Genomic DNA, 24,500 nt, shown 5'->3' with positions numbered 1-24,500 from the left:
GAGTGAAGGAGATCACAATGAATCACAGGGAATTTGAACAGCTCCAATTGAAAAGCAAGTTATTTCAACGGATATTAGATGAAATTGATGTTGGTGTCCATGTAGTGAATGAGGAAGGAAGAACAACATTCTACAATAAAAAAATGGCCCAAATAGAGGGTATGGATTATGAAGATGTACTGGATAAAAATCTGCTGGATGTATTTTCTTTCAATCAGGACGAAGACAGCACCTTGCTTCAGGCGCTCAAAAATGGCAGCAAAATTAAAAATGCCAAACAAACCTATTTTAACAATAAGGGACAGGAAATCACCACGATCAATAATACTTTCCCAATTATGGAAGATGGTGAACAGATTGGTGCTATGGAAATCGCACGTGATGTCACCAAGCTTGAAAAGCTGATCAGAGAAAATATGAATAAACGCGGAGACACCCGCTATACTTTCGATAGTATTATTGGCAGCAGCGACGAGATCCAAGAAGTGATTGAAGCGAGCAAAAGAGCAACCCGGACAAGTTCTTCTGTCCTGATTATCGGGGAGACCGGCACAGGGAAAGAGCTTTTTGCCCAAAGCATCCATAATGGCAGCAGCCGCTCTTCAAAACCATTTATCTCCCAAAATTGCGCTGCTCTTCCGGACAGTCTGATAGAGGGTCTTTTATTTGGTACAAAGAAAGGGGCATTTACAGGCTCCATTGAAAGGCCAGGATTGTTTGAACAGGCAAATGGCGGGACTTTGCTGCTCGATGAAATCAATTCACTTAATCCATCCCTGCAGGCAAAGCTTTTGAGAGTTTTGCAGGAAAAAACGGTCAGAAGGGTCGGTGATACGAAAGACCGGACAGTAGATGTAAGAATTATAGCAACCATTAACGAAGACCCGATTGATGCTATCTCAGAAGACCGTATGAGAAAAGATTTATATTACAGGCTAAGTGTTGTTTCCCTCTTTGTTCCGCCTCTGCGCGAGAGAAGAAAGGATATCAGGGATCTTGCACAATTTTTCATAGAAAAATACAATCAGCTCTTTGGGATGAATGTAGCGGAAATCGATGAAGAAGTAATGAGCAAATTCGAGCAATACGATTGGCCGGGCAATGTACGGGAACTGGAGCATATTATCGAAGGGGCCATGAATCTGATTGACCAGGAAGAAGCGATCAGCTATGTGCATTTGCCTCTTCACTTCCGGAATAAGCCTCAATTCAAGGAGGAGCCGAACGAAACCGGTCATTTGGAGGATTTGCTTATACAGAAAAACAAGCCTATTAAACCACTTGAACAATATATACAGGAAGCTGAGACCTACTATCTAAAGAAGGTCCTTAAACACCATGGCAATAATATAACCCAGTCCGCAAAATCTCTTGGCATGAGCCGGCAAAACCTGCAATACCGGCTAAGAAAATACGGAGTAAGGAAAGAAACAGCTGATTGAAGCCGCTTGAGGTTAGAAGAATAATTTGTTCGCAGATATAATGAATTTTACGCGATAAAACTTGATTATCGTGATTATATTCTTTGGCGGATAAAAGATATTTTCCGCTGGTGTATCCTAATTTCCGCGTAACAAAAACGAAAAGCTCCCCTTGGGGAGCTTATTTGTATAGAATATCGTCCCTAAGAGCTGCAACGCGAGTCAAAGCTTCATCGATATCCCTCTCATTCACCCCAAAATGGGCAAGCGCACCATGCAGATGCCTGGCAATCGCGTTAAAGTGTTCGGGCTGCAGGTTCATACCCTCATGCGCTTTTGCCATGGAATTGCCTGAATATTGATTAGGGCCGCCTAATGCATAGCTTATGAACTTGGATTGATGACGTTTTTGCTTAATCATATCCGTATGCTCAAAAAACTGATTGACGGTCGGATCCTTTAATACCAGTTCCTCGTAAAAATAATCAACTACCTTTTCAATGGCTTCTCCGCCGCCTGCTTTTTCATAAAGTGTCTGTTCTGCCATAACTATCTCTCCTTTTAACAAAATGTATTCTTTGACTAACTCAAAGTCCCTATTCATAAATCACGACAGGAATTGCTCCCGTTTACTTTACCCTATCATCGCTTTTTCAAAAAACAAAAGACTCCGAATGATCGGAGCCCTATGATGCTATTTGATCTTTTTCTTCCATTTCTTTTCGTTCCTGATCACTCATGAAAGTTATTTTGTAGCCAAGCATGGCAAAGATAATAGCCAGGATCGGCACAGTGAAATTTAAAATCGCGTAAGGTGCATATTCAAAGGGATGAACAGCCAATGTTGACATGATAAACACTGCACAAGTATTCCATGGAACAAAAACAGAAGTGACCGTACCCCCATCTTCAAGTGCCCGTGAAAGATTTTTGGATTGCAGATTTTTATCCTTAAATGCCTGTGTGTACATTCTTCCCGGCAGCAGAATGGAAATATACTGCTCTGCAGCCGCCACATTTGTAAAGAACGCAGATAGTACGGTAGTTGCTACTAAACTTCTTGCTGAACGGGCCAATTTCAGTATCTGTTCAACTATGGCTTTTAACATGCCGGTCTGCTCCATAACTCCCCCGAAAGCCATCGCCACAATCGTTAGGGACACGGTGTACATCATATCGTCAATGCCGCCTCTATTGAAAAGCTCGTCCACCATTGTGTTGCCTGATTCAATCGAAAATCCGCCCTGAAGAGTATTGACCGCATCCCCCACAGCACCGCCCTGGACTAAAATATGGCAAAGCCAGCCAAGGAAAACCCCCACCGCAAGCGAAGGCAGTGCAGGCACCTTTTTTGCCACTAACCCTATAACAATTACAGGTACCAGTAAAAGCCAAGGAGAGATGACAAAGTTCTCTGATAAAACATTCATGACACCAGTTATTTTATCATTATTCAAATCATCCCCGCCAAATTGCCTTCCCAAAAACCAATAAGCAATAATGGCAATGGCCAGCGCCGGAAGGGTTGTGTAAAACATATGCTTTATATGCGCAAAAAGATCCGTGCCTGTGATTCCCGCAGCCAAATTAGTCGTGTCGGACAGCGGTGACATTTTATCTCCGAAATAGGCGCCTGAGATGATAGCTCCCGCCACCATTGGAGCCGGGATGCCCATACTGATTCCAATGCCCATACCGGCGACGCCAATTGTTCCCATTGTAGACCATGAGCTTCCGATTGCCAGAGTGACAATGGCACAGATAATACAAATTGAGACTAAAAACATGGATGGGGTCATCAGTTTTAATCCGTAAAAGACCATGGTCGCTACAATTCCCCCGCCAATCCAGGAGCCAATTGTCAAACCGACCATTATAATAATCAGAATAGCCGGGAGCGCTAACTTAATGCCTTTATAGAAGCCTTCCTCAATATCGTTCCACTTATAGCCAAAACGCCAGGCGATGAAAGCGGATACAATTGTTCCGGTAATTAAAGGCACATGAGGGCTTCCCTCAAACTTAACAATTGTAATAATCATGGCAGCAATCATCACCAGCAGCGGCAGCACTGAAAACCAGAAGGGAATTTTCTTTCCTGTTTCTTGCATGTATGTTCCTCCTTTTAAAGTTGCAGTTGGTTTAACTATTGCAAGATTAATGCCAAGATATTAAATTCCAACATTTTTCAGACTATTTATCTTAAAAAATATAAATTTCATCTTTTTTATGTATCTAAGCATGCAAAAGAATTTGTCGAGCGCTCGCTCATTTTGCACGAGAAAGCAAATATTTTTTGCATCCCAATGAAAATAAAAAACCGGGCAGGAAACCCGGTTTATCCATTTTATTACTTCTTAATAAGATCTTCGCGCTGGGACTGGTCAATCCACTCTTGAAGCTTATCCTTAAGTGTGTTGAATCCCTGTGCAGATTCGTCTTCCATTTTGATTGGAGCTGCCTGGCGCTTGCGAGGCTTTCTAGCTTTCGCTTCTGCTTGGGGAGCTTCTTCTGTTGCACGGATTGATAAACCAATTTTACCTGCTTCTTCGTCAACAGACAGCACTTTCACCTTTACTTCATCGCCCACTTTAAGATGCTCATTGATATCTTTAACGAAACCATGAGTCACTTCGGAAATGTGCACTAACCCCTGTGTATTCTCATCTAATGCCACGAACGCACCATATGGCTGAATACCTGTTACCTTTCCTGTAATAACACTGCCTACTTCGATTTTCTCAGACATGAAAACACTCCTATTTAAATTCAAATTTTATCTCTTTATACGCAATAAGAAATTATATCATAACTTCTTAAAAATATCAAAAATGATTTTGATGACACTCACTTACATTTTATCCCATAAACAATTCTGACAGCCATTCATTATAATAAAACAATCCGCAAACAATATGTAGACATCTTTTTGGTTTGTTAACGAAATGTTCATGAAGTAAAGAAAGGATCTCACGTTTCTCATGATAAAATATAGATAGAAGAAATTGACAGTGGGAGTGATGGGTATGTCAAAAATCGGCCATAACATTAAAGCCTGCCGAGAACGCGCAAATATAACCCAGCAGCAGCTAGCTTTGAAAGTGAGAGTTGGAACGGGGACGATTGCAAAATATGAAAATGGAGACCAGATTCCTGATACCCAGACTGTTTTAAAAATCTCAACCGCCCTCGATATTCCAGCTTCTGAGCTGCTTGAACAGGAACTTCAGAAGGGCCAGTCAGGAATCGATTATGAAATTGAACAGCTTGTGCGTGAAATTGGCACCAAAAAAGCTAAGCTCATCTTGCGCAAAGCAAAGGAATTCAGCGAGGAAGATTTCCTCCGTGTCATGCAAATGCTATTTGAGATCAAATATGATCAAAAAGTTTTATAAAAGAGAGTATATAAAAAGAGAATACTGGTTAGCCTTGTAGTGTAAGGCTTTCTAGTATTCCCCCCTTTTTGAAGTTGACAATCTGTTGCGGATTGTCCTTTTTTTATGCCTTTTGGTTTCGCTTTAAGAAATGGCCAATTCTCTTAATTGCTTCCTGCAGCAACTCCATGGAAGTGGCATAAGAGCAGCGCACATGGCCTTCCCCGCTTTCGCCAAAAATATTGCCTGGCACCACCGCTACCTTTTCCTCCAGCAGCAGCTTTTCTGCAAATTCTTCAGAAGAAAGTCCCGTACTTTCAATAGATGGGAAAGCATAAAAGGCTCCGCCCGGCACATGGCATGTTAATCCCAGTTCATTTAGGGATTGAACGAAATAATTCCGCCTGCGCTTATAGCTCTTTTTCATATCCTCAACATCTGATCTGCCTGTTTTCAAGGCTTCAAGAGCGGCAAACTGGGCCATCGTTGGCGCACACATCATCGCATACTGGTGAATTTTCAGCATCGCCTGGGATATCGCTTCAGGAGCGCAGACAAACCCCAATCTCCAGCCTGTCATGGCAAACCCCTTTGAAAATCCCGAGATCAGGATGGTTCTTTTTTTCATCCCGCTTATTGCGGCAAAACTTGTATACTCGCCATCATAAGCAAGCTCAGCATAAATCTCATCTGAAAGAACCAGCAAATCGTATTTTTCAGCTATTTGGGCAATGGCCTCCAGTTCACTCCCACTTAACATTGTTCCAGTCGGATTATTGGGTGAACAAAGTATAATGGCTTTAGTTCTGTCAGTTATTACTTTTTCCAGCTGCTTAGGCAGAATCTTAAACCCATTCTCTTTTAAAGTTTGAACCTGAACAGGCACACCGCCCGCAAGAGACACTAATGGCACATAGGATACAAAGCTTGGCTCGACTAAAATTACTTCATCGCCCGGATCGAGGATGGCCCTAAGAGCTATATCAAGCGCCTGGCTCGCTCCCACTGTCACGATTATTTCACTCCGGGGAGAATAACATACTCCGAAGCTTTTCTGCATATATCCTGCAATTTCCTCCCGAAGCTCCATTAACCCGGCATTAGCCGTATAAGATGTATATCCCTGCTCAAGCGATAGGATGGCTGCCTCACGCACAGACCATGGTGTGATGAAATCAGGTTCCCCCACCCCAAGGGAGATGACTCCTTCCATTCCTGCAGCAAGGTCAAAAAAGCGGCGGATCCCGGAAGGCTTCAGCTCTTCCACCGTTTTTGATAAATAAGACTTAGTTCCATTCATTACGGTGACACCACAATTCGTTTGTCGTCTTCATTATGTTCAAAAATAGTGCCGTCATGCTTATATTTTTTTAGAATAAAATGTGTGGTTGTCGATAAGACAGAATCGAGAGTCGATAGCTTTTCTGATACAAATCGGGCGACCTCATTCATGGAACGGCCTTCGATGATGACAGAAAGATCATAGGCACCGGACATTAAATAGACAGACCTTACTTCTTTGAAACGGTAAATTCTTTGTGCAACTTCATCAAATCCCACCCCGCGCTTTGGAGCGACCTTCACATCAATCATTGCGGTAACCCCTTCATGACCGTCGACTTTTGACCAGTCAATAACGGAATTAAAACGCACAAGCACTTTCATTTCCTCGAGTTTATCTAAAATAGTTTCTGTTTCAGCCATACTTAATTCAGCCATTTTCGCAATGTCTTCCACAGGGATTCGCGCACTGTTGTTTTCTAAAATTTCTAAAACCTCTATTTGCTTTTCAGTTAATTTCACCTTTGTCGCTCCCATCCTTTAGTGATTTACTCTATAAAATAGTTACATTATAGCAAAAACTGCGGAAAATAAATGTGTCACTTTCATTATTTATTAATTTCTTTAAAATCATATGTGTCAAGATTAAGTTTAAGGGGAAAATAAAGTAAAACCGGGACTAGGAGGGGAAGGCCAATGGAACAAGCGACTTTTTCTGGAACAGAGCCTATTAATGGAACAGAGGTCTATTATGAATACTACAAACATGAGTCCTCCAGGGATACCCTGGTGCTGCTGCATGGTTTTCTGTCATCCACCTTTAGCTATCGCAGGCTGATTCCTCTGCTGCAAACGGAATTCAATGTGGTATCAATTGATTTGCCGCCCTTCGGCAAAAGCGGAAAATCCCAGCAGTTCGTCTACTCATACAAAAACTTGGCGGATACGGTTATCCGCTTATCAGAAAAGATGGGCTTTGAAAAAGTTACTTTAATTGGCCATTCCATGGGGGGACAGATTGTTTTAAATGTCGCACACTCCAAGCCTGAACTCGTAGACCAGGCAGTATTGCTTTGCAGTTCCGGATATATGAAACGAATGAAGCCGCATATCATCTTTTCAAGTTACATACCTTTCTTTCATCTGTATGTTAAATTATATCTACAGCGCTCAGGGGTAAAGCAGAATTTAAAAAATGTTGTCTACGATCATTCCATGATTGATGATGAAATGCTTTACGGATATTTGTCGCCATTTTTAGAAGACGATATTTTCCGGGCTTTAACCAGGATGATTCGCGATAGGGAAGGCGATATGCCTGCCTCTGCATTGAAGAAAATAGAAACGCCTTGTCTATTAATTTGGGGAGAACATGACAGAGTCGTCCCGCTTCATATCGGCAAACGGCTGAATAAGGATTTAAAACATTCCAAGCTGGTGGTATTAAAAGAAACCGGGCATCTTGTGCCGGAAGAACGGCCGGAAGATGTTCTTCAGCATATCAAGAGTTTTATGAATACCGTTCGGGTACAGGAAAGTGTATAGTATTGTGAATAAAAATGGCAGCCCCAAGGTCTGAGAGCTGCCGTTTTTATCTTAAATAGCACAGGAGCCATTATTCTTTATTTCCAGAAGACGCCCTGAGATTTCTTTGCATTTTTCCAAAGGAATAATTTCCTCAAACGAGAATTCATAAATGGATTGAATCTTCCTGGCCAATTTCATTAAATCATTTAAGTCATGGACTGCCTGGACTGAATCCGCAATTTCAGTATCATAATTGCCCGGCCCCACTCCAAATGGATCCCACTGATCCAGGGTGTAGACAAGCAAGAGATTCGTTTGCTGAATTTCCATGTATATCACCTTTTTATTATTCGGCCGACCGAGCCGCAATATTTTAATTTTTAGCATCAATATCATATCATAGAGTCAAGGTACATAAAAGAATTCTTAAGGCGGTGACAGGATTGAATCGTTTTAATTTCCATCAAAAAATCAGCAGGGAAAATACAGCTTCTGTTAAATGGGATCGGACCAAGGAGGTTTTTGGCAGATCCGATGTATTGCCCATGTGGGTAGCAGACATGGACTTTCAGCCTCCCGAAGAAGTAAAGCAAGCCATTGAAGACAGAATTGCTCATGGGGTCTATGGATATACGTATGCACCGGATTCTACTGCAGAAGCTATCGGACAGTGGCTGAACAAACGGCATGGCTGGAAAATCGAAAATGAGTGGATTCTATACAGCACGGGAGTGGTTCCCTCCATCGCAACTGCCATCCAGGCTTTTACTGAAAAAGAGGATAAAGTATTGCTGCAGTCTCCAGTATATACTCCATTCTTTGAGATGATTAAACAGAATGGGCGCACTGTCGTTAATTCTCAATTGAAACTCGAGAATGGCCGGTACGTAATTGATTTTGCCGATTTTGAAAACAAATTGAAAGAGGGCGTGAAACTATTCCTTCTCTGCAATCCGCACAACCCGGGCGGCCGAATGTGGACAGAAGAGGAACTGAGGAAAATAGGGGAGCTATGTGTTAAATATGATTGCCTTATTCTTTCTGACGAGATTCATTCTGATTTAATTTATAAAGGCCATAAGCATTATCCCCTTGCTTCACTGGATCCGCGATTTGCAGAACTCACGGTCACCTGCATAGCTCCCACAAAAACCTGGAACCTTGCAGGAATTCAAGCTTCAGCTGCCATTATAAGCAATGAGAAGCTGCGGAAGGCTTTTCAGGCAGAACAGCACAAGCAAGGATTCTTCACACTGTCCGCTTTTGGAATTATTGGCATGGAAGCAGCTTACCGCCATGGTGAAGAATGGCTTGATGGTTTGATGGATTATCTGGAAGAAAATAAAAGGACTGCTGCGGAATTTATTACACAACACCTTCCGGGTATTCGCTTGATGGAGCCAGACGGCACATATCTTCTATGGCTTGATTGCCGCGGAATGGGATTAACTGATGCCGAACTGCGCCAAAACCTTTTGGAAAAAGGGAAGCTAGCCCTGGAACCAGGTCCGAAATACGGCCCGGGCGGCGAAGGATTTGTTCGAATGAATATTGCCTGCCCTCATGAAGTATTGGCGGAAGGGCTGGAGAGGCTGAAAAGAGCTTTTGGGTGATAGCGTTTGTGGAGGCACGGCTGAGGCCGTGCTTTTTTGTGTGCTGGGATATCCCGGTTGTCCATACTCTCTTGTTTCTCTTTTTTTCGTCCTTAATACTTCTGATTAATTACCATTTTCCTCTCTCCTCTCCTTTTTTCGGTGTTAATCTCTCTGATTAACTACCATTTTTCTTTGCACCCCTTATTTTCGGCGTTAATCCATCCGATTAACTACCGTTTTTCTTTGTACCTCTTATTTTCGGCGTTAATCCCTCTGATTAACTACCGTTTTTCTGTGGACCCCTTATTTTTGGCGTTAATCCCTCCGATTAACTACCATTTTTCTTTGCATCCCGTATTTTTGGCGTTAATCCATCCGATTAACTACCGTTTTTCTTTGCACCTCTTATTCTCGGCGTTAATCCCTCTGATTAACTACCATTTTTCTCTCCCCTCCCCTATTTTCGGTGTTAATCCATCTGATTAACTACCATTTTTCTTTTACACCCTTATTTTCGGCGTTAATCCCTCTGATTAACTACCATTTTTCTCTCCCCTCCCCTATTTTCGGCGTTAATCCTCCGATTAACTACCATTTTTCCCTCCCCTTCTTGTTTTCGGTGTTAACTCTTCCGATTAACTACCATTTTCCTCTTGCCTCTCTTATTTTCGGTGTTAATCCATCTGACCTCCATTCACTTTTTCCTCCCTTTGGCATGCTTGGTAATAAGAAGCCTTCCCCCTCCCCTTTTTTTCATAATTTCTCACTAGTATCCTCTGCACCACTTTCCCGGAACCAATACCACCGCACCAATCTACTATTGTATTTGTAGTAATTTTCCTATCCGGAAACAAAACCGCAAATTCCTTTACACTTCTCAGTACTGCAGTATCCACCTTTTCTTTCGATCCACATTCCCCGCAGGTTAAGTAACCTTGAGTAAAGCGGGCTAAAAACGAAGTACACGAACTGCATATAATCCCTTTCCTCAAAAGGTCATAAGTGTATTCTGGAATCCGAACATAGGGATTCTCCTTCAAGCAGCGGGCATTTAACTGTTCAGCCAGCTTCAGGTTTCTCGATTTCGCCGCATTAGGAATAGTTTTTAATTTCTCCAGGAATCGATTAAGCTGCGAAGGAAATACTGCAGGAATATTGATAGGAGCTTGATAAAGCTGAAAGCCGGGATTAATGAATATCAGATGTGATTTGATGGGAAGATGGTAGCCGAATTCTTTAAGGAGGCCCCGTAAAAGGGTTTCGCTTCTTTGCAGCTGGAGGAGGGGATTTTTTATTTCTGTTTTGGATAGCAGGGAATACCATCTTTCATTTTCTATGTAATAGTCCCCTTCATAGTTTTTTACTTCAAAGATGAATATAGTGCCGCCGGCGATAAGGAGAGTATCGATTTGGAAATGGGTATTGCTGTTTTCCAGCAATAGATCATTTAGAATAATGCAAGAGTCTGGCAAGTCCTGAAGCTCCCTATCAAAATGCTGCTCGCCTGCATAGCCCTTCTCTAAATGCAGATACTGATTTTCATTTTTCAAAGGCAGTTCCAGGCGGCGGGACAGAAAGCGGAGCATTTCCAGCTCCTTTGGTTCGAAACGGAGTCTGTTTATCATCACTCACATCCTTTATCAAGATAATTTAATTTTATGAAAATTCCACCTGAACTACAAGCAAAATCCCCTTGGTTATACTAGCAAGGGGATTTATAGTACATATTCAGCAAGCACACTCTGCACTTCGTATATGTTCAAGTTTTTATTAAAATGCTTTTCAATTGGTTCGTCTGATCCTGAGATCCAAATTTTTAATTCGGCCTCCAGATCGAAGCTGCCTGCGGTTTCAATGCTAAAATGGGTGATGTTTTTGTAAGGGATGGAATGATACTCGATTTTTTTCCCTGTGATTCCTTGCTTATCCACCAGAATCAGACGCTTGTTTGTAAAAATGAATAAATCGCGGACGAGCCTATAGGCTTTTTCAACCTGTTCACTCGGGGCAAGGACTGCTGAAAATTCCTCCTGAACCTCATTAATGTCCGCTTCAGATGCATTGCCGATAAAACCATCGAAAATTCCCATTTAACCAACCTCCATTATAAGGTTTAACTCCATTATACGGATCGTTCGGAAAAATTCCCAGTGATAAAGTCTCCCCTGCCAGGAAAGCCTTCAATTATTTATTCTTCTGTTGATTGATCGTCCTGTGCTTTTTTCTGTCCTTCTTCTTCTTTATCTTTTGAAATACGGCCGCAGGCAATGCGTTCTCCTGAATCTCCTGCCGGCTGAGTCATGCCATCATCTGGTCCATCATGGATAACAATGGAAGTCCCTTCCTTTGTCAACAAAGAATTTTTGTCTTCTTTTAACGTGACTTGGGGCGCCATAAAGTCAATCTTAGCCTTGCCGTCATCCTCAACAATCAGGTTGGGAAGATCACCCGCATGTGATCCTTTGGGATGAAGCAGCCCATGTTCCTTATTGTCAGGATTGAAATGATTCCCTGCCGATTTAAAGTCAGGAGGCTCGCATTTTGCTTCTTCATGGATATGGATGGCAAGTTCCCCCGGAGGAAGTCCGCTCAGACCCCCGCTCAACTTTACTCCGCTCGCCTGTTCCTGCACCTTAATTGTCCCTAATGAATCACCTGCAGCGTTAAACATTTCAACTTCCGTATTCGTAATGTTCTCTTCCCCGCAACCGGACAGAAGAAGAACAAAACCAAGCATCAGCGCTTTTTTCATGATTGAATCCTCCATCAAGACATTTTGTCTTTAGTGTTGCCCAATCACTTTATCAATAAACAAGAAAAGCGCAAGCTCCTTGCTCACCTAAGGAACGCAGACTAAGATCGCCTCGTCCTGTGGCAACGTCTGCATGACCCGCATCCTCCCAAAAGCTGTCGCTTTCGGTCATGCGATGTTTATGCTGACGAAGCCTTCCCTGTCCTGCGGGCCTCAGGCATAAGACGGTTCCTGTAAGAAGGCGTTCTTCCTTCTGAAAGGAAACGGCTTATGACCCCGAGTCCCTAGGAGCCGAAACTAGACAAGGTTGTGACCTCGAGGGGGTAGGCTGCTTGCGCTAGACAGTTATCAAAGTTATAATTTCTTAACAAAAAAAGAAGAACAGCTGCTCAGCTGTTCCCCCCTTGTCTATTTTGCCTATCGATGCGCTCTTCAAGCTCTTTCGCCTTGGCTGCTTCGCGCTTTGACACACGGATAATTAATCTCATTGTAAGAATGGCCGCAACTAAAAAGATGGCAAACGTTACAGCTGCAGGGCCATATTCTGATTTATCTTCCGGAAAATATAGAAACAGCGACAGTACATACCATTGCAACATCCTAATCAATCCTTTCTGCTAAAAGCAGTGTCCACCCGAATTATTATATCAGCAATGATTACACAGTCCAATGTTTATACACTTATTTTAAAACCTCTATCTTTTCAATGACCACATCTTCCGCTGGCTTGTCCTCTTCGGCAGTTTCAACTTCTGCGATACTGTCGACTACATCCATTCCCTCAACAACCTGTCCAAAAACGGTGTGCTTATGGTCAAGCGTTGGTGTACCACCATTTTCATAAGCTTTAATAATATCTTCCGGATAACCGGCCTTTTCCATTTGCCCTTTCAAGCTTGGATCAAGTCTCGTGTTCTGAACAATAAAGAATTGGCTACCGTTTGTATTCGGACCTGCATTTGCCATTGATAGCGCACCGCGAATGTGAAAGAGCTCGTTGGAGAATTCATCTTCAAACGCTTCACCGTAAATGCTTTCTCCGCCCCTGCCGGTTCCCTCAGGGTCGCCTCCCTGGATCATAAATTCCTGAATGACACGGTGGAAAGTCACCCCATCGTAATAGCCATCTTCACTATGCTTAATGAAGTTTTCAACCGCTTTGGGAGCCTGATCCGGGAAAAGTTTAATTTTAATATTCCCTTTTGACGTCTGCATTTCCACCAGTCTTTCATTTCCCTCAACTTCTTCTGTTAATTGCGGAAAGCTGTCCGGTGCTTCTTCACTTGCCTGGTTATCTGTTTGGCTTTCTTCAGCAGCAGAACCATTTGCCTTGTCCTCTTCTTTTTCAGTGCTTGTCCCGCATGCTGCCAGGATCAGCATCAGAAAAAGAAGCGGTGCTAGAAAACGACATTTCATTTTCTCATCCTCCTATGAAAAAACTAATCATTTTTTAGCTTACCTGATTTATTGAAAATTTGCACTTTGTTTTTTCAAGCTTCATAATAGGGCTAAAGAAAAATGAAAAGGAGAGGTTAGATTGGCAGAAGTAAAGATCGGCGATAGAGTAACAGCCATCTATAAAACAGGCAAGTATATCGGGGAAGTTACAGACATCCGGCCACAGCATTACCTGGTCAGAGTGCTTGCGGTCTTAAAGCATCCAATGCAGGGCGACTTGCATAATCCTAAAGAGGCGGACGTGATGCTTTTCCATGAGCGCCGCGCGCTTGCATACAGAGAGCAGACCAATGTGCCTAAGCAGATGGTAAAGCCCTTTAGTGAAGAAATACCAGATTATAAGGATTCGCTGCAAATAGCTTTGGATAAAATGAGAACGGAGCTGGAAGGAGATTCTTCTCCCTGGGCAGAACAAAGCATAAGGAATCTTGACTCATTGGAAAAGGATTATTTTAAGTAAAATGAAAACAAGCCAAATCATTTTGATGGATTTGGCTTGTCAGGCAAATTTATTAAACAGTTTCGAGAAGTCCACCCGATCGCCAATTGTAGTAGGTTCCGGCTTCTGCAGATATTTCTTATCTTTTTCTACCAATCTGAAAATATTGTAAGTCGTTAAGGCATCATCCAAAGCCCGGTGATGTTTTCCTGTTCCTTCCTTGCCATATTCCTGAACGGCTTTCCATAATCCTGTCTGGTTTTGATCCCCGAAGAAACGCTTATATTCCATCGAAAGATCCACTTCCCTGCCTCTGAACGGAAAGTCAACTCCAGCGTGGGTACAATTATTTCTAAGCACCTTCATATCCATATTTCCCCACGTAACAATCGTGCATGGACGGTTTCTGTTCATATCTATCATTTTTTTCACGAGTTCAAGAAAATCGATGCCCTGGTCTACCTGTTCCTGTGTTATATGCAGAAAGGATTTGCAGCGCTCGGACAATTTCGGAAACCGGACGGGAGTTACATATGAAGAGAACTCTTCACAAACTTGATTGCCGATGACTGATACAATTCCCGCTTCGATAATTTCCGGAAAAAACCCTCTGAAAGCACTGCCTTTCTCAGGCATGGTAAACTCAAAATCAATAAATAGGTATTGGTGTTCCTCCCCCATGTTTTCACCTGCTTTCCATTAGAAATTCACGCACATAATTTCTTATATTATAGCATGAAATATTTCAATTTTCTGAGTAAATTGCATTTAAGCCGGAATTTTTCAGCAGCGTCTGCCTTCTTAAAAAAAGCTTAACTCCTCAGAAAAAAAGCCGAAAAATAGGATAGAAGTTTAAAATAACGGAGGCGGATTCCTTTGCGTTCCTGGTCTGGATTTATGATCATCATTCTCTTGCTTCCTATTTTTTCTTTACTGGTATTTGCTGTCTCTGCTGAATCGCAAAAGGTTCAGGGATTTCATGAGCTGCTGGATGAAAAGCTTGAAATAAAAGAAGTCAGCCTGCCCCAGACAAGTTATATTAAAGCAGGCAACGGCCAGGTAATCTCTGAAATGGATCATCCGGTAAACAGAATCAGCCTATCGTCAGGTGACATTTCCCCTTTTCTTAAGGATGTTTTTATCACAGCGGAGGACCAGCACTTTTATGACCATGCCGGATTCGATGTTGCTGCCATTGGACGTGCCCTGGCCATCAACATCCAATCGGATGATATTGAACAGGGGGCCAGCACCATTACCCAGCAGCTGGCTCGTAATATCTTTCTGAATCATGAACAATCCTATAACCGTAAGCTCAGTGAACTCCTATATGCATATGAACTGGAGAGGAAATTATCCAAAGAAAAAATTCTGGAATTGTATATTAACGCAATTTATTTCCATAATGGAGCTTACGGAATTGAGGCTGCTTCCCAGCTCTATTTTAAAAAAAGCGCCAAAGACCTGACCAAAGCTCAAGAAGCTTTTTTGGCTGCCATCCCAAACAACCCATCTTTATATGATCCTATGAAACACTTTAACCATACAAAAGAAAGGCAGGAGCGGCTGATTGATCAATTAAAGGAAGAGCAGCTGATTTCGCCTAAGGAAGCAGAGAAGATGAAAAGTGAACGGATTCAGCTTCAGGTCAAACAAAGAATAGATTTATATCCGGATTATGTTTCATATGTAGAAGCGGAGCTGCGTGAATTAATTTCTGTTAAAGAAGGCTATCAGGATAAGCTCCTAAAAGCAGGAGAGCAGGAAAAAGCATCATTGAGCGCCAAGCTTGATAAGAGAATATCCCAAATAATGGAGCAAGGCATAATCATTGAAACTGCCCTGAACCCTGCCCTTCAGGAAAAGGCTGCAAATTCCCTTAATAAGCGCCTGTCCTACAAGGATGTGGAAGGTGCAGCAGCCGTGATAGATAATGGATCACATGAAATAACAGCGCTTGCAGGCGGAAAGAATTATAAGAAATACAACTTTAATCGAGCTTTCCAGGCATACAGACAGCCCGGTTCCGCTATTAAGCCGCTGCTTGTTTATGCACCATACTTTGAGCACACCAGCGCAGCCATTCATGATCAAGTGAATGCAGGACCTTTCTGCAAAAATGGGTATTGCCCCCAGAATTATGGCGGTGCCCGCTATGGATCGACAACACTCGAAAAAGCCTTTATTTATTCGTATAATACACCTGCAGTAAGACTGCTGGACGACATTGGAATTGAAAATGGTTTTCGTGATTTAGATAAGTTTGGTTTTAAAAAGGTTACAGATAAGGATCATGCCCTTTCTGCAGCTATAGGAGGTTTTACATACGGGATGACACCGCTTGAACTCACATCAGCATATACTGTGTTTGCAAATGATGGTTATTACCAGCCGGCAAGAGCCATCCGTAAAATCACTGACCTGAAAGGAAAATTGCTTTATAGCTGGGATGATTCTAAAACGCAGGTTTGGAGCGAAAAAACGATAGAAAAAGTGAGGAATTTAATGGCCAGGACCGTTCAATCCGGCACTGCACGGAAAGCACGTCTGCCAATTGGATATGCCGGCGGCAAAACAGGAACCACTAATGGCTATCATGATTTCTGGTTTGTGGGCTTGACTGGCCAGTATACAGCAGGTGTCTGGGTTGGAAAGGATCGGCCCGGAAATCTGGCTTCTATCGAATCGGCTTCTCCCCAGCTGCTGATTTGGAAGGATATAATGTCTGATTAAAATGATATGTTTACTTTAAAGGAGGCCCTTTACTGCGGCCTCCTTTTACTATATCGGCAGACTTGCCATGATGCTGTTGTGTATTTTCAAAGAAAGATAGAGTATTCCTGTTAAAAGAGAAGACCAGACCATAACCTGAAAAAAAATCACACCAGCAATGCCGGATGCAGTCAATGAAGAACTGGCTTTATAAACAAAGTAACTGAAATAAATAAAGGTAGCGGCCGCAAAAAGGATGGCAATCCCGATATAACTGAATAAACTCAGAAGCGACAAAGCGCCTCCAATAAAATAGATGGCCGAACCTTGCCTCGACTTTGTCAGACTTTCCCCTTCCAGATCTTTAGAAAAGAACAGAAGTGACAGTCCATTGATCGTATCTGCCACCAATTTCAAGGCTGCAAACACCATAAAAAAAAGGACCAGGAGGAGGACCGTCAGTGACAGCTTTACGCCGCCTTCTGAAAAGAACTCTAGCATCCCCTGGAAAATTCCTGTCTTTTTCAGAAAATAAACTAATTCCATCTGGGTTTTTAATGCCAGAGAAGTACTAAACAAAATAATCGCCAAAAGCGGAAAATAACTCGTCAGATATGTATTTTTCATTTTTCCCCATCCATATTTGTCTTTCTTTACTCTAGCTATCTATTATCAGTGATTTTCATAATTTTTACAACAGCTTATCCCTTCTGTATATTTTAGTGTTTCCTAGCATAGACATAAACCATATTCTAGTAAATCTTGCATTAAATAGAGAAAAAGGGGGAAGGAAATGAAAAAAGGAATATGCTGTTTTTTGTTTGCCGTATTGCTGTCAGTTCAGTACCTTATGCCTGCAAAAGCTGCTGATGCTGAAAAAGAGTTCGAGGACATACTTGAAGAACAGCTTCGCAGCACTATCCATTATTACAGCGAAGACTCCTTTTCAGTCATTGATGCATACGGGATGCAGGGGCAAGTAACAAAGATTGTTACACCTGATGACCCGCAAACATCAGAAAATGAAGAGGAAACTGAAGAATATTCATCTCACATTGGCATTGTTTTTTTGGAATTAGAACAAAAAAGAGATGGCTTATTTATTTTTAAGAAAAAAGATTTCTTTTACTATGATTATGACAAAAATGAATTCCTGACAGCATCCAATGTGCTCGGCAATGAATCAATCAGGGATTTTTTTGAAATGTATGCGGACGATATTGAAAAAAATATTACGCCCTTCTCCAAATTTCTCTTCTTATTCTTTCTTTCCTTCATCATTACGGTCCCTCTATTCATCATGATTTTTCATAACCGCGGCCAAAGTAAACTTTAAAACAGCAGTAAGAGAGGATGAGCCATTTCTCATCCTCTTCTTGTTGTCTGGCTTCAAAAGGAACGCTTAGCCAGCTTTATCATCGCACTACTAAAAGCGGCAGCTTTTGGGAGGAGCGCCTGCCCCTCGAGGGGAGTCCGCTTTTCTTATGATGCTGTCTGTATCCTCACATATTCTCTCGGTTCAAACACCTTCAGCTTTTGCTTATTTTCAGCTTCCATTTCGTAATTTGCCGGTAATAATTCGACCACTTCTTCTTCGTCTGCCGGAATATAGAATTCCCTTTTGGTTTGGTGGTCCAATATCCAGGCGCCTGCAAACAGAAGGGCAAAGATTGTAATGGCTGCTGAAATTTTATGCTTAATCATACACAACACCACCTATGAGTAGTGTGCGTAAATTAATGTTTTTTTATACAAAAATGCTGTTTTGGGAGACATTTTTTCAAAAAAATTTTTCCTGATTAATTCGTGTTTCTACCTATTTAATAAGAATGGATAAATCCTTTACTGATAAGGGTTTGAAGAATGCACAGACTTTATTTTTAGGTTATAATTTGTTCTGAGGTGCATGAGCGGATAGTAATGATGATTATGGCACGCCTGTCTTGCCTCCCTTGGCTGGATAATATGGGGGAAGGTGGAAAAACTTTTATTAAGCGCTTTACGTATTGCGAAAAAAGTTTTATACATGCTGCGGAGGAAAAATACAGTTTTCTAAATATACTGAACTGTTAGAAGCCATATAGCCGCTACATCAAGCTGCATACTAGGATACTTTTTCGAGTAACAACAATTAATTTAAAAGGGGGTAATGTTTTGTCTCTGCTTCACCTGGCAATAATTTCACCATTTTTGCTTGCCATCCTTGTGCCTATTGCGTACAAGCTGTTTAGGCAGATACATACGGGTTGGTTCGTACTTCCTCTGCCAATCCTTTTATTCAGTTATTTTATCTCTTATTTATCCATCACCTCCAATCAGCAATCCGTCACAAAATCTTTTGCATGGATTCCCGCTCTTGGGATCGATTTCACGGCAAAAGTAGACGGACTTGGTTTGCTTTTTGCTTTGCTGATCACCGGAATAGGAGCCTTAGTTGTTCTGTATTCCATCTATTACTTGGATAAAAACAAAGAAAAACTGAACACCTTCTATGTTTACTTGCTTCTATTTATGGGGGCTATGCTGGGAGTTGTCCTTTCGGATAACTTGATTGTGCTTTATACTTTCTGGGAATTTACGAGCTTTTCTTCATTCCTGCTAATCGGGTACTGGTACCACAGAGAGAAATCAAGATATGGTGCACAGAAGTCGATGATCATCACGGTTTTCGGCGGTCTTTCTATGCTTGGAGGCATCATACTTCTTTATATGATGACTGGTACTTTCAGCATTTCCGAAATTATTGCTCAATCAGATGAGATATTTTCACATGCATTATTTGTTCCTGCTTTGCTTTGCATTTTGCTTGGGGCCTTTACCAAGTCTGCACAATTTCCATTTCACATCTGGCTGCCGGATGCCATGGAAGCTCCAACACCTGTCAGCGCATATCTTCATTCGGCAACAATGGTTAAAGCAGGCATTTATTTAGTTGCACGTATGAGTCCGGTATTTGCGGAGCACTCGCTCTGGCTCTGGCTCATTGCAGGATTTGGCATTACAACATTATTCTGGGGTTCCTTCTCAGCTGTCAAACAGACTGACCTTAAAGCCATCCTGGCTTTCTCAACGGTCAGCCAGCTGGGGATGATCATGTCCCTTCTCGGCATTGGTGCTGCAGCACTTCACTTCGAAACAGTAGAAGACAGTATTTATACGGTTGCCACTACAGCTGCTGTCTTTCATTTGATTAACCATGCCACTTTTAAAGGAAGTCTATTTATGGTAGCTGGAATCGTAGACCATGAAACCGGCACCCGTGATATCCGCAAGCTTGGCGGTCTGATGAACTTTATGCCGATTACTTTTACTTTGGCGGTCATCGGGACATTTTCTATGGCCGGGCTTCCGCCTTTTAATGGGTTCTTAAGTAAAGAAATGTTCTTCACAGGAATGGTCCGTGTTCTGGAAATGGATATATTAAATTTGGATACATGGGGATTCTTGTTCCCTGTTCTTGCCTGGGTGGCAAGTGTATTCACGTTCATTTACAGCATGATTCTTGTATTCAAAACGTTCACAGGCAAGTTCCAGCCTGAACAATTAGAAAAGAAACCGCACGAAGCTCCAATCGGTATGCTAATATCACCCATTATCCTGGCTTCACTAGTGATCATTATCGGTTTCTTCCCTAATATTATTTCAAACACGCTCATCTCTCCTGCACAGGCCGCCATCATGCCTGTTGAAGGGTATGTGTATGATACTCATATATACTTCTGGCATGGATTTACGCCTGAATTGTTTATGACATTGGGTGTTATTACATTGGGAATTCTGCTTTTTGTCACTCTGCCGAAGTGGAGAAGTGTGTATAATCTTTTCCCTGAGAAATTGGCGCTAAATCGTTTTTACGATTCTATGCTGGAAGTATCACAGAGGGCTTCCTTCAACTTAACAAGATTATATATGAACGGATTCATCAGAACCTATCTTGTGTATATTTTTTCATTTTTCATTGTAGCTTTGGCTACCACACTGGTTCTGAAAGATGCGTTTAAATTTGACACGGAGCATGTGGCCGACATCCATTATGCGGAGGTTCTGCTGGCATTAGTCATCGCTGCTGCATCTGTTTCCATTCTTTTTGTAAAATCCAGAATGACATCCATCATTCTGCTGGGGGCAGTCGGATATACCGTTTCATTGTTCTTTGTTATTTTCCGTGCTCCTGACCTTGCATTAACACAGCTTGTAATCGAGACTATTTCTGTCTCTTTATTCCTGCTTGCTTTCTACCATCTGCCTAAGCTTCGGCATGAGGAGCGGATGAGATTTAAAATGACGAATGCCCTTATTTCTGTCGGGGTGGGTGCGATTGTCACGCTGATTGCCCTATCTGCCCACAGCAATAAGATGTTTCCTTCCATTGCGCAATATTACGTCGAGAATACGTATAAGGAAGCAGCCGGGAAAAACATGGTAAACGTAATACTTGTTGATTTCCGGGGCTTTGATACCATGTTTGAAATTACGGTTCTCGGAATTGCAGCCCTTGGAATTTTCGCTATGATTAAACTTCGCCTGGAAGGAGGAAAGAAAAATGAAAACAAATGATATTATTCTGCAGACCGCTACGAAAGTAGTTTTGTTTCTCATTGTTCTTTTCTCTATCCATATCTTTTTTGCCGGTCATTATACACCGGGGGGCGGATTCGTCGGCGGTTTGCTGACATCGGGGGCAATCGTTCTGCTGCTGCTGGCTTTTGACATGAAAACTGTCTCAAAAATCCTTCCTGTCAATTATATTCACATGATTGCAGTTGGACTGCTATTTGCAATTGGTACAGGGGCGGGAGCATTGCTATTTAATGTCCCTTTCCTTACCCATGCTTTTGGACATGTTGACTTGCCAGTCCTGGGGGACACTTCCCTCCATACAGCTACACTGTTTGACCTGGGTGTTTTTCTGGTTGTTGTTGGCGTTACGATGACCATTATTCAAACGATAGGGGAGGATGAATAATGGAAATATTAATGGCTTTCGTAATTGGTATTTTATTTATGTCAGCTACTTATCTCATGCTGTCAAAAAGCTTGCTTCGCATTATTGTCGGAACCGGTCTTTTAAGTCATGGGGCACATATGCTGATATTAACGATGGGCGGTTTAAAAACAGGATCTGCCCCGCTGCTGGGCGAAAAAGCACCCTATACCGATCCGATTCCCCAGGCTCTTATCCTGACGGCAATTGTAATCAGCTTCGGGGTCACTGCGTTTTTCCTTGTACTGGCATACCGTGCCTACCAGGAGCTTGGCACTGATAATATGGATCGAATGAGAGGAACTGAAGGAAATGATTAACTTTTTAATATTGCCCATCCTGATCCCTTTAGTTACGGGTGTCCTTCTCATCTTCGCCGCTAAGAGAATTATGCTGCAAAGGTGGATTGCAGGCATTTCATCAGTGATTGCAATCATTTTTTCTGCCTTGCTGGTTCAGAAGGTTCGAGTTGACGGGATACAAACGCTGGATGTTTCAAGCTGGGAGGCTCCGTTTGGGATCACGCTTGTTTCTGACATGATGTCAGCTCTGCTGGTGCTGACAACCAGTATAATAGCATTTCTATGCTTGATTTATTCATTTTGGAGCATTGGGGAAGCCAGAGAGAAGTTTTACTATTATGCTGCCTTCAACTTTTTAATTGTTGGCGTGAACGGTGCGTTTACAACAGGAGATATCTTCAACCTTTTCGTATTTTTTGAGGTTATGCTGATGGCTTCCTATGTATTGCTTGTACTGGGAGGAAAGAAGGCACAGCTTAGGGAGTCCATTAAATATATCCTTGTAAACGTTATATCTTCCGCTCTGTTTGTTATAGCTGTAGCCTACCTTTATTCCGTTGTTGGAACACTCAATATGGCGCATATATCCGTCCGCATCAGCGAAGCCAGCCAAGGGAATCCCCCTGGAATCATTACAGTGATTGCTGTGCTGTTTTTAATCGTATTTGGATTGAAAGGAGCCATTTTTCCTTTATATTTCTGGATGCCGGGCTCTTACTATGCGCCGCCTGCTCCTGTTTTGGCTTTATTCGGAGCGCTGCTGACAAAAGTCGGAGTTTACTCCATTACAAGAACCTATACGTTGTTCTTTTATCATGATACTGGCTTTACCCATCAGCTCTTGAGCTTTTTGGCGGTTATGTCGATCATCGCCGGAGTCATTGGAGCAATTGCCTACTGGGATATTAAGAAAATTATCATCTACAATATCATTATTGCTGTAGGGGCGATTTTGTTTGGAGTATCAGCGATGACGACTGATTCCCTTACCGGGTCCATCTTCTATTTGATTCATGATATGATTATTAAGGCGGCTCTATTTTTACTTGCCGGCATCGTTATAGCGATAGCCGGTACAAGCAACCTGCATAAGATAAGCGGGTTGATCAAGCGCTATCCTGGTCTGGGCTGGACCTTTTTCATCGCAGCGCTTGCTCTTGCGGGAATCCCGCCGTTAAGCGGATTTGTTGGAAAGCTTCTAATTGTTAAAGGCGGTTTCGAAGCAGAACATTACTGGGGAGCAGGGATTGTTTTAATGTCCAGTCTTCTTGTGCTGTTCTCAATCATGAAAGTCTTCATTAATGGCTTTTGGGGTACACCTCGCGCCTATAAAGGGGAAGACAAAGTACCTGTCGGCAAAATGATGATTGCCCCGGTTATCCTTGTTGTCATTGCCGTTTTCTACGGAGCCGGCTCGGAGTATGTTTATCCGTATATCTTACAGGCTGCTGAAACTCTTGCAAATCCAGAAATATATATTGAAGCAGTTTTAAAGGAGTATTGAGTATGGCATTTCAAATATTATTAAATGTGTTCCTTGGGTTTATGTGGATGTTTTTAACAGGATCATACGAACCGGTTGCGTTCCTTAAAGGATACCTTTTTGGCCTGCTCATCATCTTTACTTTCAGAAGATTTTTCGATTCACGCTTTTATCTATTAAGAGTTGTGGCGGTAATCAATCTTTTGTTTCTTTTCATCAAAGAGCTTATCTTAGCGAACATCGGGGTGCTCAAAGTATTGTTAAGACCCAAGCTTGATATGCGGCCAGGCATTTTTGCCTACCCCACTGTCCTAAAAAAGGACTGGGAAATTACAGTACTATCGAATTTGATCACACTGACTCCGGGGACATTGGTTGTAGACGTTTCCCCGGATAATAAGATTCTTTACATTCATGCAATTGATATTGAAGATGCAGAGGAAACCATTGATTCAATCAGGAACTCGTTTGAAAAAGCAATCTTGGAGGTGAGCCGGTAATGCTGAATACTATTGTTCTAAGTGCCATCCTTATCATTTCGGCTGCCACCATCGGTTTGATTTACAGAGTGATAAAAGGGCCGACCACACCAGACCGTGTGGTTGCACTTGATGCTATTGGCATAAATCTTGTTGCAATTGTTGCATTGATTTCTATCGCCCTTAATACAAGTGCGTTTGTGGAGGTTATCCTTCTGATCGGGATCCTTGCCTTTATAGGGACCGTAGCCTTCTCTAAATATCTGGAGAAGGGGGTTATTATCGAAAATGAACGAGATCGCTAATATTGTCATTATTGTGCTGATTATTTTGGGAGCCTTTTTAAGCCTTGTCGCAGCATATGGTGTTATCAGGCTTCCTGATATCTATACCAGGAACCATGCCGCATCAAAGTCCGCTACACTGGGGGTTATGTCCATTCTGCTCGGAGCCCTGCTGTTCTTTTATGTTAAAGATGGCTTTTTCAATTCCAGAGTGCTGCTCGGAATTATATTCATCTTCATGACTTCACCTGTAGCCGGGCATTTAATTGCCCGGGCAGCTTATAACTCCGGTGTAGAGCTATGGGATAAAAGTGTACAGGATGACTTAAAAGATGCACCACATATGAAAAAGGCAGGCAGCAAGGAACAATAAATGGAAAACCGCAAGAAATCCTCTTGCGGTTTTGTT

The 24,500-nt window shown here is 42.2% G+C and carries 28 protein-coding genes; 14 read left to right on the top strand and 14 right to left on the bottom strand.

Annotated elements, in window-relative coordinates:
• Positions 1-17 precede the first annotated feature (17 nt).
• Positions 18-1,442: a sigma-54 interaction domain-containing protein gene (locus MKY20_RS07545; RefSeq protein WP_009331632.1), complete on the top strand. Its 1,425-nt coding sequence runs from the start codon at positions 18-20 to the stop codon at positions 1,440-1,442.
• A 160-nt stretch (positions 1,443-1,602) separates the two neighbouring features.
• Here MKY20_RS07545 and MKY20_RS07540 read toward each other — a convergent pair whose 3' ends face one another.
• The 3 genes from MKY20_RS07540 to yugI form a co-directional block, all read right to left on the bottom strand.
• The gene (locus MKY20_RS07540; protein ID WP_251175032.1) at positions 1,603-1,968 is read right to left on the bottom strand and encodes a group I truncated hemoglobin; all 366 of its coding nucleotides are present in this window, start codon (positions 1,966-1,968) and stop codon (positions 1,603-1,605) included.
• A 139-nt stretch (positions 1,969-2,107) separates the two neighbouring features.
• Positions 2,108-3,532, bottom strand: a complete 1,425-nt coding sequence (nhaC, locus tag MKY20_RS07535) for a Na+/H+ antiporter NhaC (RefSeq protein WP_009331634.1) — start codon at positions 3,530-3,532, stop codon at positions 2,108-2,110.
• 239 nt (positions 3,533-3,771) lie between these two features.
• Complete coding sequence (gene yugI / locus MKY20_RS07530; RefSeq protein WP_009331635.1) at positions 3,772-4,170, bottom strand: S1 domain-containing post-transcriptional regulator GSP13; 399 nt, start codon at positions 4,168-4,170, stop codon at positions 3,772-3,774.
• Between the two features lie 277 nt (positions 4,171-4,447).
• Between yugI and MKY20_RS07525 the strand changes: the two genes are divergently transcribed.
• Positions 4,448-4,816, top strand: a complete 369-nt coding sequence (locus tag MKY20_RS07525; RefSeq protein ID WP_009331636.1) for a helix-turn-helix domain-containing protein — start codon at positions 4,448-4,450, stop codon at positions 4,814-4,816.
• Positions 4,817-4,919: 103 nt separating this feature from the next.
• Here MKY20_RS07525 and MKY20_RS07520 read toward each other — a convergent pair whose 3' ends face one another.
• Both MKY20_RS07520 and MKY20_RS07515 read right to left on the bottom strand, forming a co-directional pair.
• On the bottom strand, positions 4,920-6,095 hold the full coding sequence (locus MKY20_RS07520; protein WP_341000855.1) for an aminotransferase: 1,176 nt from the start codon (positions 6,093-6,095) through the stop codon (positions 4,920-4,922).
• The gene (locus MKY20_RS07515; protein WP_071156710.1) at positions 6,095-6,598 is read right to left on the bottom strand and encodes an Lrp/AsnC family transcriptional regulator; all 504 of its coding nucleotides are present in this window, start codon (positions 6,596-6,598) and stop codon (positions 6,095-6,097) included. Before MKY20_RS07515 ends, MKY20_RS07520 begins: the two co-directional genes overlap by 1 nt.
• A gap of 174 nt (positions 6,599-6,772) precedes the next feature.
• Here MKY20_RS07515 and MKY20_RS07510 point away from each other — a divergent pair, with 174 nt between their 5' ends.
• Positions 6,773-7,621, top strand: coding sequence for an alpha/beta fold hydrolase (locus tag MKY20_RS07510; RefSeq protein WP_009331639.1), 849 nt, complete (start codon positions 6,773-6,775; stop codon positions 7,619-7,621).
• A gap of 51 nt (positions 7,622-7,672) precedes the next feature.
• Here MKY20_RS07510 and MKY20_RS07505 read toward each other — a convergent pair whose 3' ends face one another.
• Positions 7,673-7,933: a DUF1871 family protein gene (locus MKY20_RS07505; protein WP_009331640.1), complete on the bottom strand. Its 261-nt coding sequence runs from the start codon at positions 7,931-7,933 to the stop codon at positions 7,673-7,675.
• Between the two features lie 113 nt (positions 7,934-8,046).
• Here MKY20_RS07505 and MKY20_RS07500 point away from each other — a divergent pair, with 113 nt between their 5' ends.
• Positions 8,047-9,216, top strand: coding sequence for a MalY/PatB family protein (locus tag MKY20_RS07500; protein ID WP_251156293.1), 1,170 nt, complete (start codon positions 8,047-8,049; stop codon positions 9,214-9,216).
• Between the two features lie 656 nt (positions 9,217-9,872).
• Here the strand turns inward: MKY20_RS07500 and MKY20_RS07495 are convergent.
• The 5 genes from MKY20_RS07495 to MKY20_RS07475 all read right to left on the bottom strand — a co-directional run bounded on the left by MKY20_RS07495 (position 9,873) and on the right by MKY20_RS07475 (position 13,366).
• Entirely contained in the window at positions 9,873-10,823 is a 951-nt protein-coding gene (locus MKY20_RS07495; RefSeq protein ID WP_019380057.1) for a nuclease-related domain-containing protein, read from the bottom strand.
• Between the two features lie 90 nt (positions 10,824-10,913).
• A complete protein-coding gene (locus MKY20_RS07490; RefSeq protein WP_009331643.1) occupies positions 10,914-11,288 on the bottom strand; it encodes a PH domain-containing protein in 375 nt (124 codons plus the stop codon).
• A 98-nt stretch (positions 11,289-11,386) separates the two neighbouring features.
• Complete coding sequence (locus tag MKY20_RS07485) at positions 11,387-11,950, bottom strand: superoxide dismutase family protein (protein WP_009331644.1); 564 nt, start codon at positions 11,948-11,950, stop codon at positions 11,387-11,389.
• 389 nt (positions 11,951-12,339) lie between these two features.
• Positions 12,340-12,549 carry a hypothetical protein gene (locus tag MKY20_RS07480; RefSeq protein ID WP_009331645.1) on the bottom strand — a complete coding sequence of 70 codons (210 nt, stop codon included), beginning with the start codon at positions 12,547-12,549 and terminating at the stop codon, positions 12,340-12,342.
• An 82-nt stretch (positions 12,550-12,631) separates the two neighbouring features.
• The gene (locus MKY20_RS07475) at positions 12,632-13,366 is read right to left on the bottom strand and encodes a peptidylprolyl isomerase (protein ID WP_251156292.1); all 735 of its coding nucleotides are present in this window, start codon (positions 13,364-13,366) and stop codon (positions 12,632-12,634) included.
• A 121-nt stretch (positions 13,367-13,487) separates the two neighbouring features.
• Between MKY20_RS07475 and MKY20_RS07470 the strand changes: the two genes are divergently transcribed.
• On the top strand, positions 13,488-13,868 hold the full coding sequence (locus MKY20_RS07470) for a kinase-associated lipoprotein B (protein WP_009331647.1): 381 nt from the start codon (positions 13,488-13,490) through the stop codon (positions 13,866-13,868).
• Positions 13,869-13,907: 39 nt separating this feature from the next.
• Here MKY20_RS07470 and kapD read toward each other — a convergent pair whose 3' ends face one another.
• Positions 13,908-14,528, bottom strand: a complete 621-nt coding sequence (gene kapD / locus MKY20_RS07465) for a 3'-5' exonuclease KapD (RefSeq protein ID WP_009331648.1) — start codon at positions 14,526-14,528, stop codon at positions 13,908-13,910.
• 195 nt (positions 14,529-14,723) lie between these two features.
• On the opposite strand from kapD, the gene MKY20_RS07460 reads away from it, so the two are divergent.
• Positions 14,724-16,580, top strand: a complete 1,857-nt coding sequence (locus tag MKY20_RS07460; protein WP_251175031.1) for a transglycosylase domain-containing protein — start codon at positions 14,724-14,726, stop codon at positions 16,578-16,580.
• 48 nt (positions 16,581-16,628) lie between these two features.
• Here MKY20_RS07460 and MKY20_RS07455 read toward each other — a convergent pair whose 3' ends face one another.
• Positions 16,629-17,186: a DUF5366 family protein gene (locus tag MKY20_RS07455; RefSeq protein ID WP_009331650.1), complete on the bottom strand. Its 558-nt coding sequence runs from the start codon at positions 17,184-17,186 to the stop codon at positions 16,629-16,631.
• A gap of 166 nt (positions 17,187-17,352) precedes the next feature.
• Here MKY20_RS07455 and MKY20_RS07450 point away from each other — a divergent pair, with 166 nt between their 5' ends.
• The gene (locus MKY20_RS07450) at positions 17,353-17,895 is read left to right on the top strand and encodes a hypothetical protein (RefSeq protein ID WP_019380054.1); all 543 of its coding nucleotides are present in this window, start codon (positions 17,353-17,355) and stop codon (positions 17,893-17,895) included.
• Positions 17,896-18,041: 146 nt separating this feature from the next.
• Here the strand turns inward: MKY20_RS07450 and MKY20_RS07445 are convergent, their stop codons facing one another.
• Positions 18,042-18,263, bottom strand: a complete 222-nt coding sequence (locus MKY20_RS07445; RefSeq protein ID WP_019380053.1) for a hypothetical protein — start codon at positions 18,261-18,263, stop codon at positions 18,042-18,044.
• Positions 18,264-18,713: 450 nt separating this feature from the next.
• Here MKY20_RS07445 and MKY20_RS07440 point away from each other — a divergent pair, with 450 nt between their 5' ends.
• From MKY20_RS07440 to mnhG, 7 genes are read left to right on the top strand one after another with little or no spacing between them, the layout of a single operon-like run.
• Positions 18,714-21,116: a Na+/H+ antiporter subunit A gene (locus MKY20_RS07440; RefSeq protein WP_019380052.1), complete on the top strand. Its 2,403-nt coding sequence runs from the start codon at positions 18,714-18,716 to the stop codon at positions 21,114-21,116.
• On the top strand, positions 21,103-21,525 hold the full coding sequence (locus MKY20_RS07435) for a Na(+)/H(+) antiporter subunit B (protein WP_009331654.1): 423 nt from the start codon (positions 21,103-21,105) through the stop codon (positions 21,523-21,525). Before MKY20_RS07440 ends, MKY20_RS07435 begins: the two co-directional genes overlap by 14 nt.
• Entirely contained in the window at positions 21,525-21,863 is a 339-nt protein-coding gene (locus tag MKY20_RS07430) for a Na(+)/H(+) antiporter subunit C (RefSeq protein ID WP_009331655.1), read from the top strand. Before MKY20_RS07435 ends, MKY20_RS07430 begins: the two co-directional genes overlap by 1 nt.
• Positions 21,856-23,349: a Na+/H+ antiporter subunit D gene (locus MKY20_RS07425; protein WP_019380051.1), complete on the top strand. Its 1,494-nt coding sequence runs from the start codon at positions 21,856-21,858 to the stop codon at positions 23,347-23,349. The genes MKY20_RS07430 and MKY20_RS07425 overlap by 8 nt, the downstream gene beginning before the upstream one ends.
• Positions 23,350-23,351: 2 nt before the next feature.
• Positions 23,352-23,828 (top strand): Na+/H+ antiporter subunit E, encoded by a 477-nt coding sequence (locus tag MKY20_RS07420; RefSeq protein ID WP_009331657.1) that lies wholly within the window; start codon positions 23,352-23,354, stop codon positions 23,826-23,828.
• Positions 23,828-24,112, top strand: a complete 285-nt coding sequence (locus MKY20_RS07415; protein WP_009331658.1) for a Na(+)/H(+) antiporter subunit F1 — start codon at positions 23,828-23,830, stop codon at positions 24,110-24,112. Before MKY20_RS07420 ends, MKY20_RS07415 begins: the two co-directional genes overlap by 1 nt.
• A complete protein-coding gene (mnhG, locus tag MKY20_RS07410; RefSeq protein ID WP_009331659.1) occupies positions 24,096-24,464 on the top strand; it encodes a monovalent cation/H(+) antiporter subunit G in 369 nt (122 codons plus the stop codon). Before MKY20_RS07415 ends, mnhG begins: the two co-directional genes overlap by 17 nt.
• Positions 24,465-24,500: the final 36 nt, after the last annotated feature.

Source organism: Cytobacillus sp. FSL W8-0315 (assembly GCF_038002905.1).
In the GTDB taxonomy this organism is placed as follows: Bacteria; Bacillota; Bacilli; order Bacillales; family Cytobacillaceae; genus Cytobacillus; species Cytobacillus pseudoceanisediminis.
The sequence above is the reverse complement of the archived record's forward strand: the minus strand, read 5'-3'. Positions and strand labels throughout refer to the sequence as shown.

Bases quoted from the DNA above. Each gene is read 5' to 3' on its own strand.
- MKY20_RS07455 (WP_009331650.1), bottom strand. From the start codon at position 17,186: ATGAAAAATACATATCTGACGAGTTATTTTCCGCTTTTGGCGATTATT.
- MKY20_RS07445 (WP_019380053.1), bottom strand. From the start codon at position 18,263: ATGATTAAGCATAAAATTTCAGCAGCCATTACAATCTTTGCCCTTCTG.
- yugI (WP_009331635.1), bottom strand. From the start codon at position 4,170: ATGTCTGAGAAAATCGAAGTAGGCAGTGTTATTACAGGAAAGGTAACA.
- MKY20_RS07475 (WP_251156292.1), bottom strand. From the start codon at position 13,366: ATGAAATGTCGTTTTCTAGCACCGCTTCTTTTTCTGATGCTGATCCTG.
- MKY20_RS07540 (WP_251175032.1), bottom strand. From the start codon at position 1,968: ATGGCAGAACAGACACTTTATGAAAAAGCAGGCGGCGGAGAAGCCATT.
- MKY20_RS07425 (WP_019380051.1), top strand. From the start codon at position 21,856: ATGATTAACTTTTTAATATTGCCCATCCTGATCCCTTTAGTTACGGGT.
- MKY20_RS07450 (WP_019380054.1), top strand. From the start codon at position 17,353: ATGAAAAAAGGAATATGCTGTTTTTTGTTTGCCGTATTGCTGTCAGTT.
- MKY20_RS07510 (WP_009331639.1), top strand. From the start codon at position 6,773: ATGGAACAAGCGACTTTTTCTGGAACAGAGCCTATTAATGGAACAGAG.
- mnhG (WP_009331659.1), top strand. From the start codon at position 24,096: ATGAACGAGATCGCTAATATTGTCATTATTGTGCTGATTATTTTGGGA.
- MKY20_RS07430 (WP_009331655.1), top strand. From the start codon at position 21,525: ATGGAAATATTAATGGCTTTCGTAATTGGTATTTTATTTATGTCAGCT.
- kapD (WP_009331648.1), bottom strand. From the start codon at position 14,528: ATGGGGGAGGAACACCAATACCTATTTATTGATTTTGAGTTTACCATG.
- MKY20_RS07505 (WP_009331640.1), bottom strand. From the start codon at position 7,933: ATGGAAATTCAGCAAACGAATCTCTTGCTTGTCTACACCCTGGATCAG.
- MKY20_RS07545 (WP_009331632.1), top strand. From the start codon at position 18: ATGAATCACAGGGAATTTGAACAGCTCCAATTGAAAAGCAAGTTATTT.
- MKY20_RS07525 (WP_009331636.1), top strand. From the start codon at position 4,448: ATGTCAAAAATCGGCCATAACATTAAAGCCTGCCGAGAACGCGCAAAT.
- MKY20_RS07415 (WP_009331658.1), top strand. From the start codon at position 23,828: ATGCTGAATACTATTGTTCTAAGTGCCATCCTTATCATTTCGGCTGCC.
- MKY20_RS07435 (WP_009331654.1), top strand. From the start codon at position 21,103: ATGAAAACAAATGATATTATTCTGCAGACCGCTACGAAAGTAGTTTTG.
- nhaC (WP_009331634.1), bottom strand. From the start codon at position 3,532: ATGCAAGAAACAGGAAAGAAAATTCCCTTCTGGTTTTCAGTGCTGCCG.
- MKY20_RS07495 (WP_019380057.1), bottom strand. From the start codon at position 10,823: ATGATAAACAGACTCCGTTTCGAACCAAAGGAGCTGGAAATGCTCCGC.
- MKY20_RS07490 (WP_009331643.1), bottom strand. From the start codon at position 11,288: ATGGGAATTTTCGATGGTTTTATCGGCAATGCATCTGAAGCGGACATT.
- MKY20_RS07520 (WP_341000855.1), bottom strand. From the start codon at position 6,095: ATGAATGGAACTAAGTCTTATTTATCAAAAACGGTGGAAGAGCTGAAG.
- MKY20_RS07480 (WP_009331645.1), bottom strand. From the start codon at position 12,549: ATGTTGCAATGGTATGTACTGTCGCTGTTTCTATATTTTCCGGAAGAT.
- MKY20_RS07485 (WP_009331644.1), bottom strand. From the start codon at position 11,950: ATGAAAAAAGCGCTGATGCTTGGTTTTGTTCTTCTTCTGTCCGGTTGC.
- MKY20_RS07420 (WP_009331657.1), top strand. From the start codon at position 23,352: ATGGCATTTCAAATATTATTAAATGTGTTCCTTGGGTTTATGTGGATG.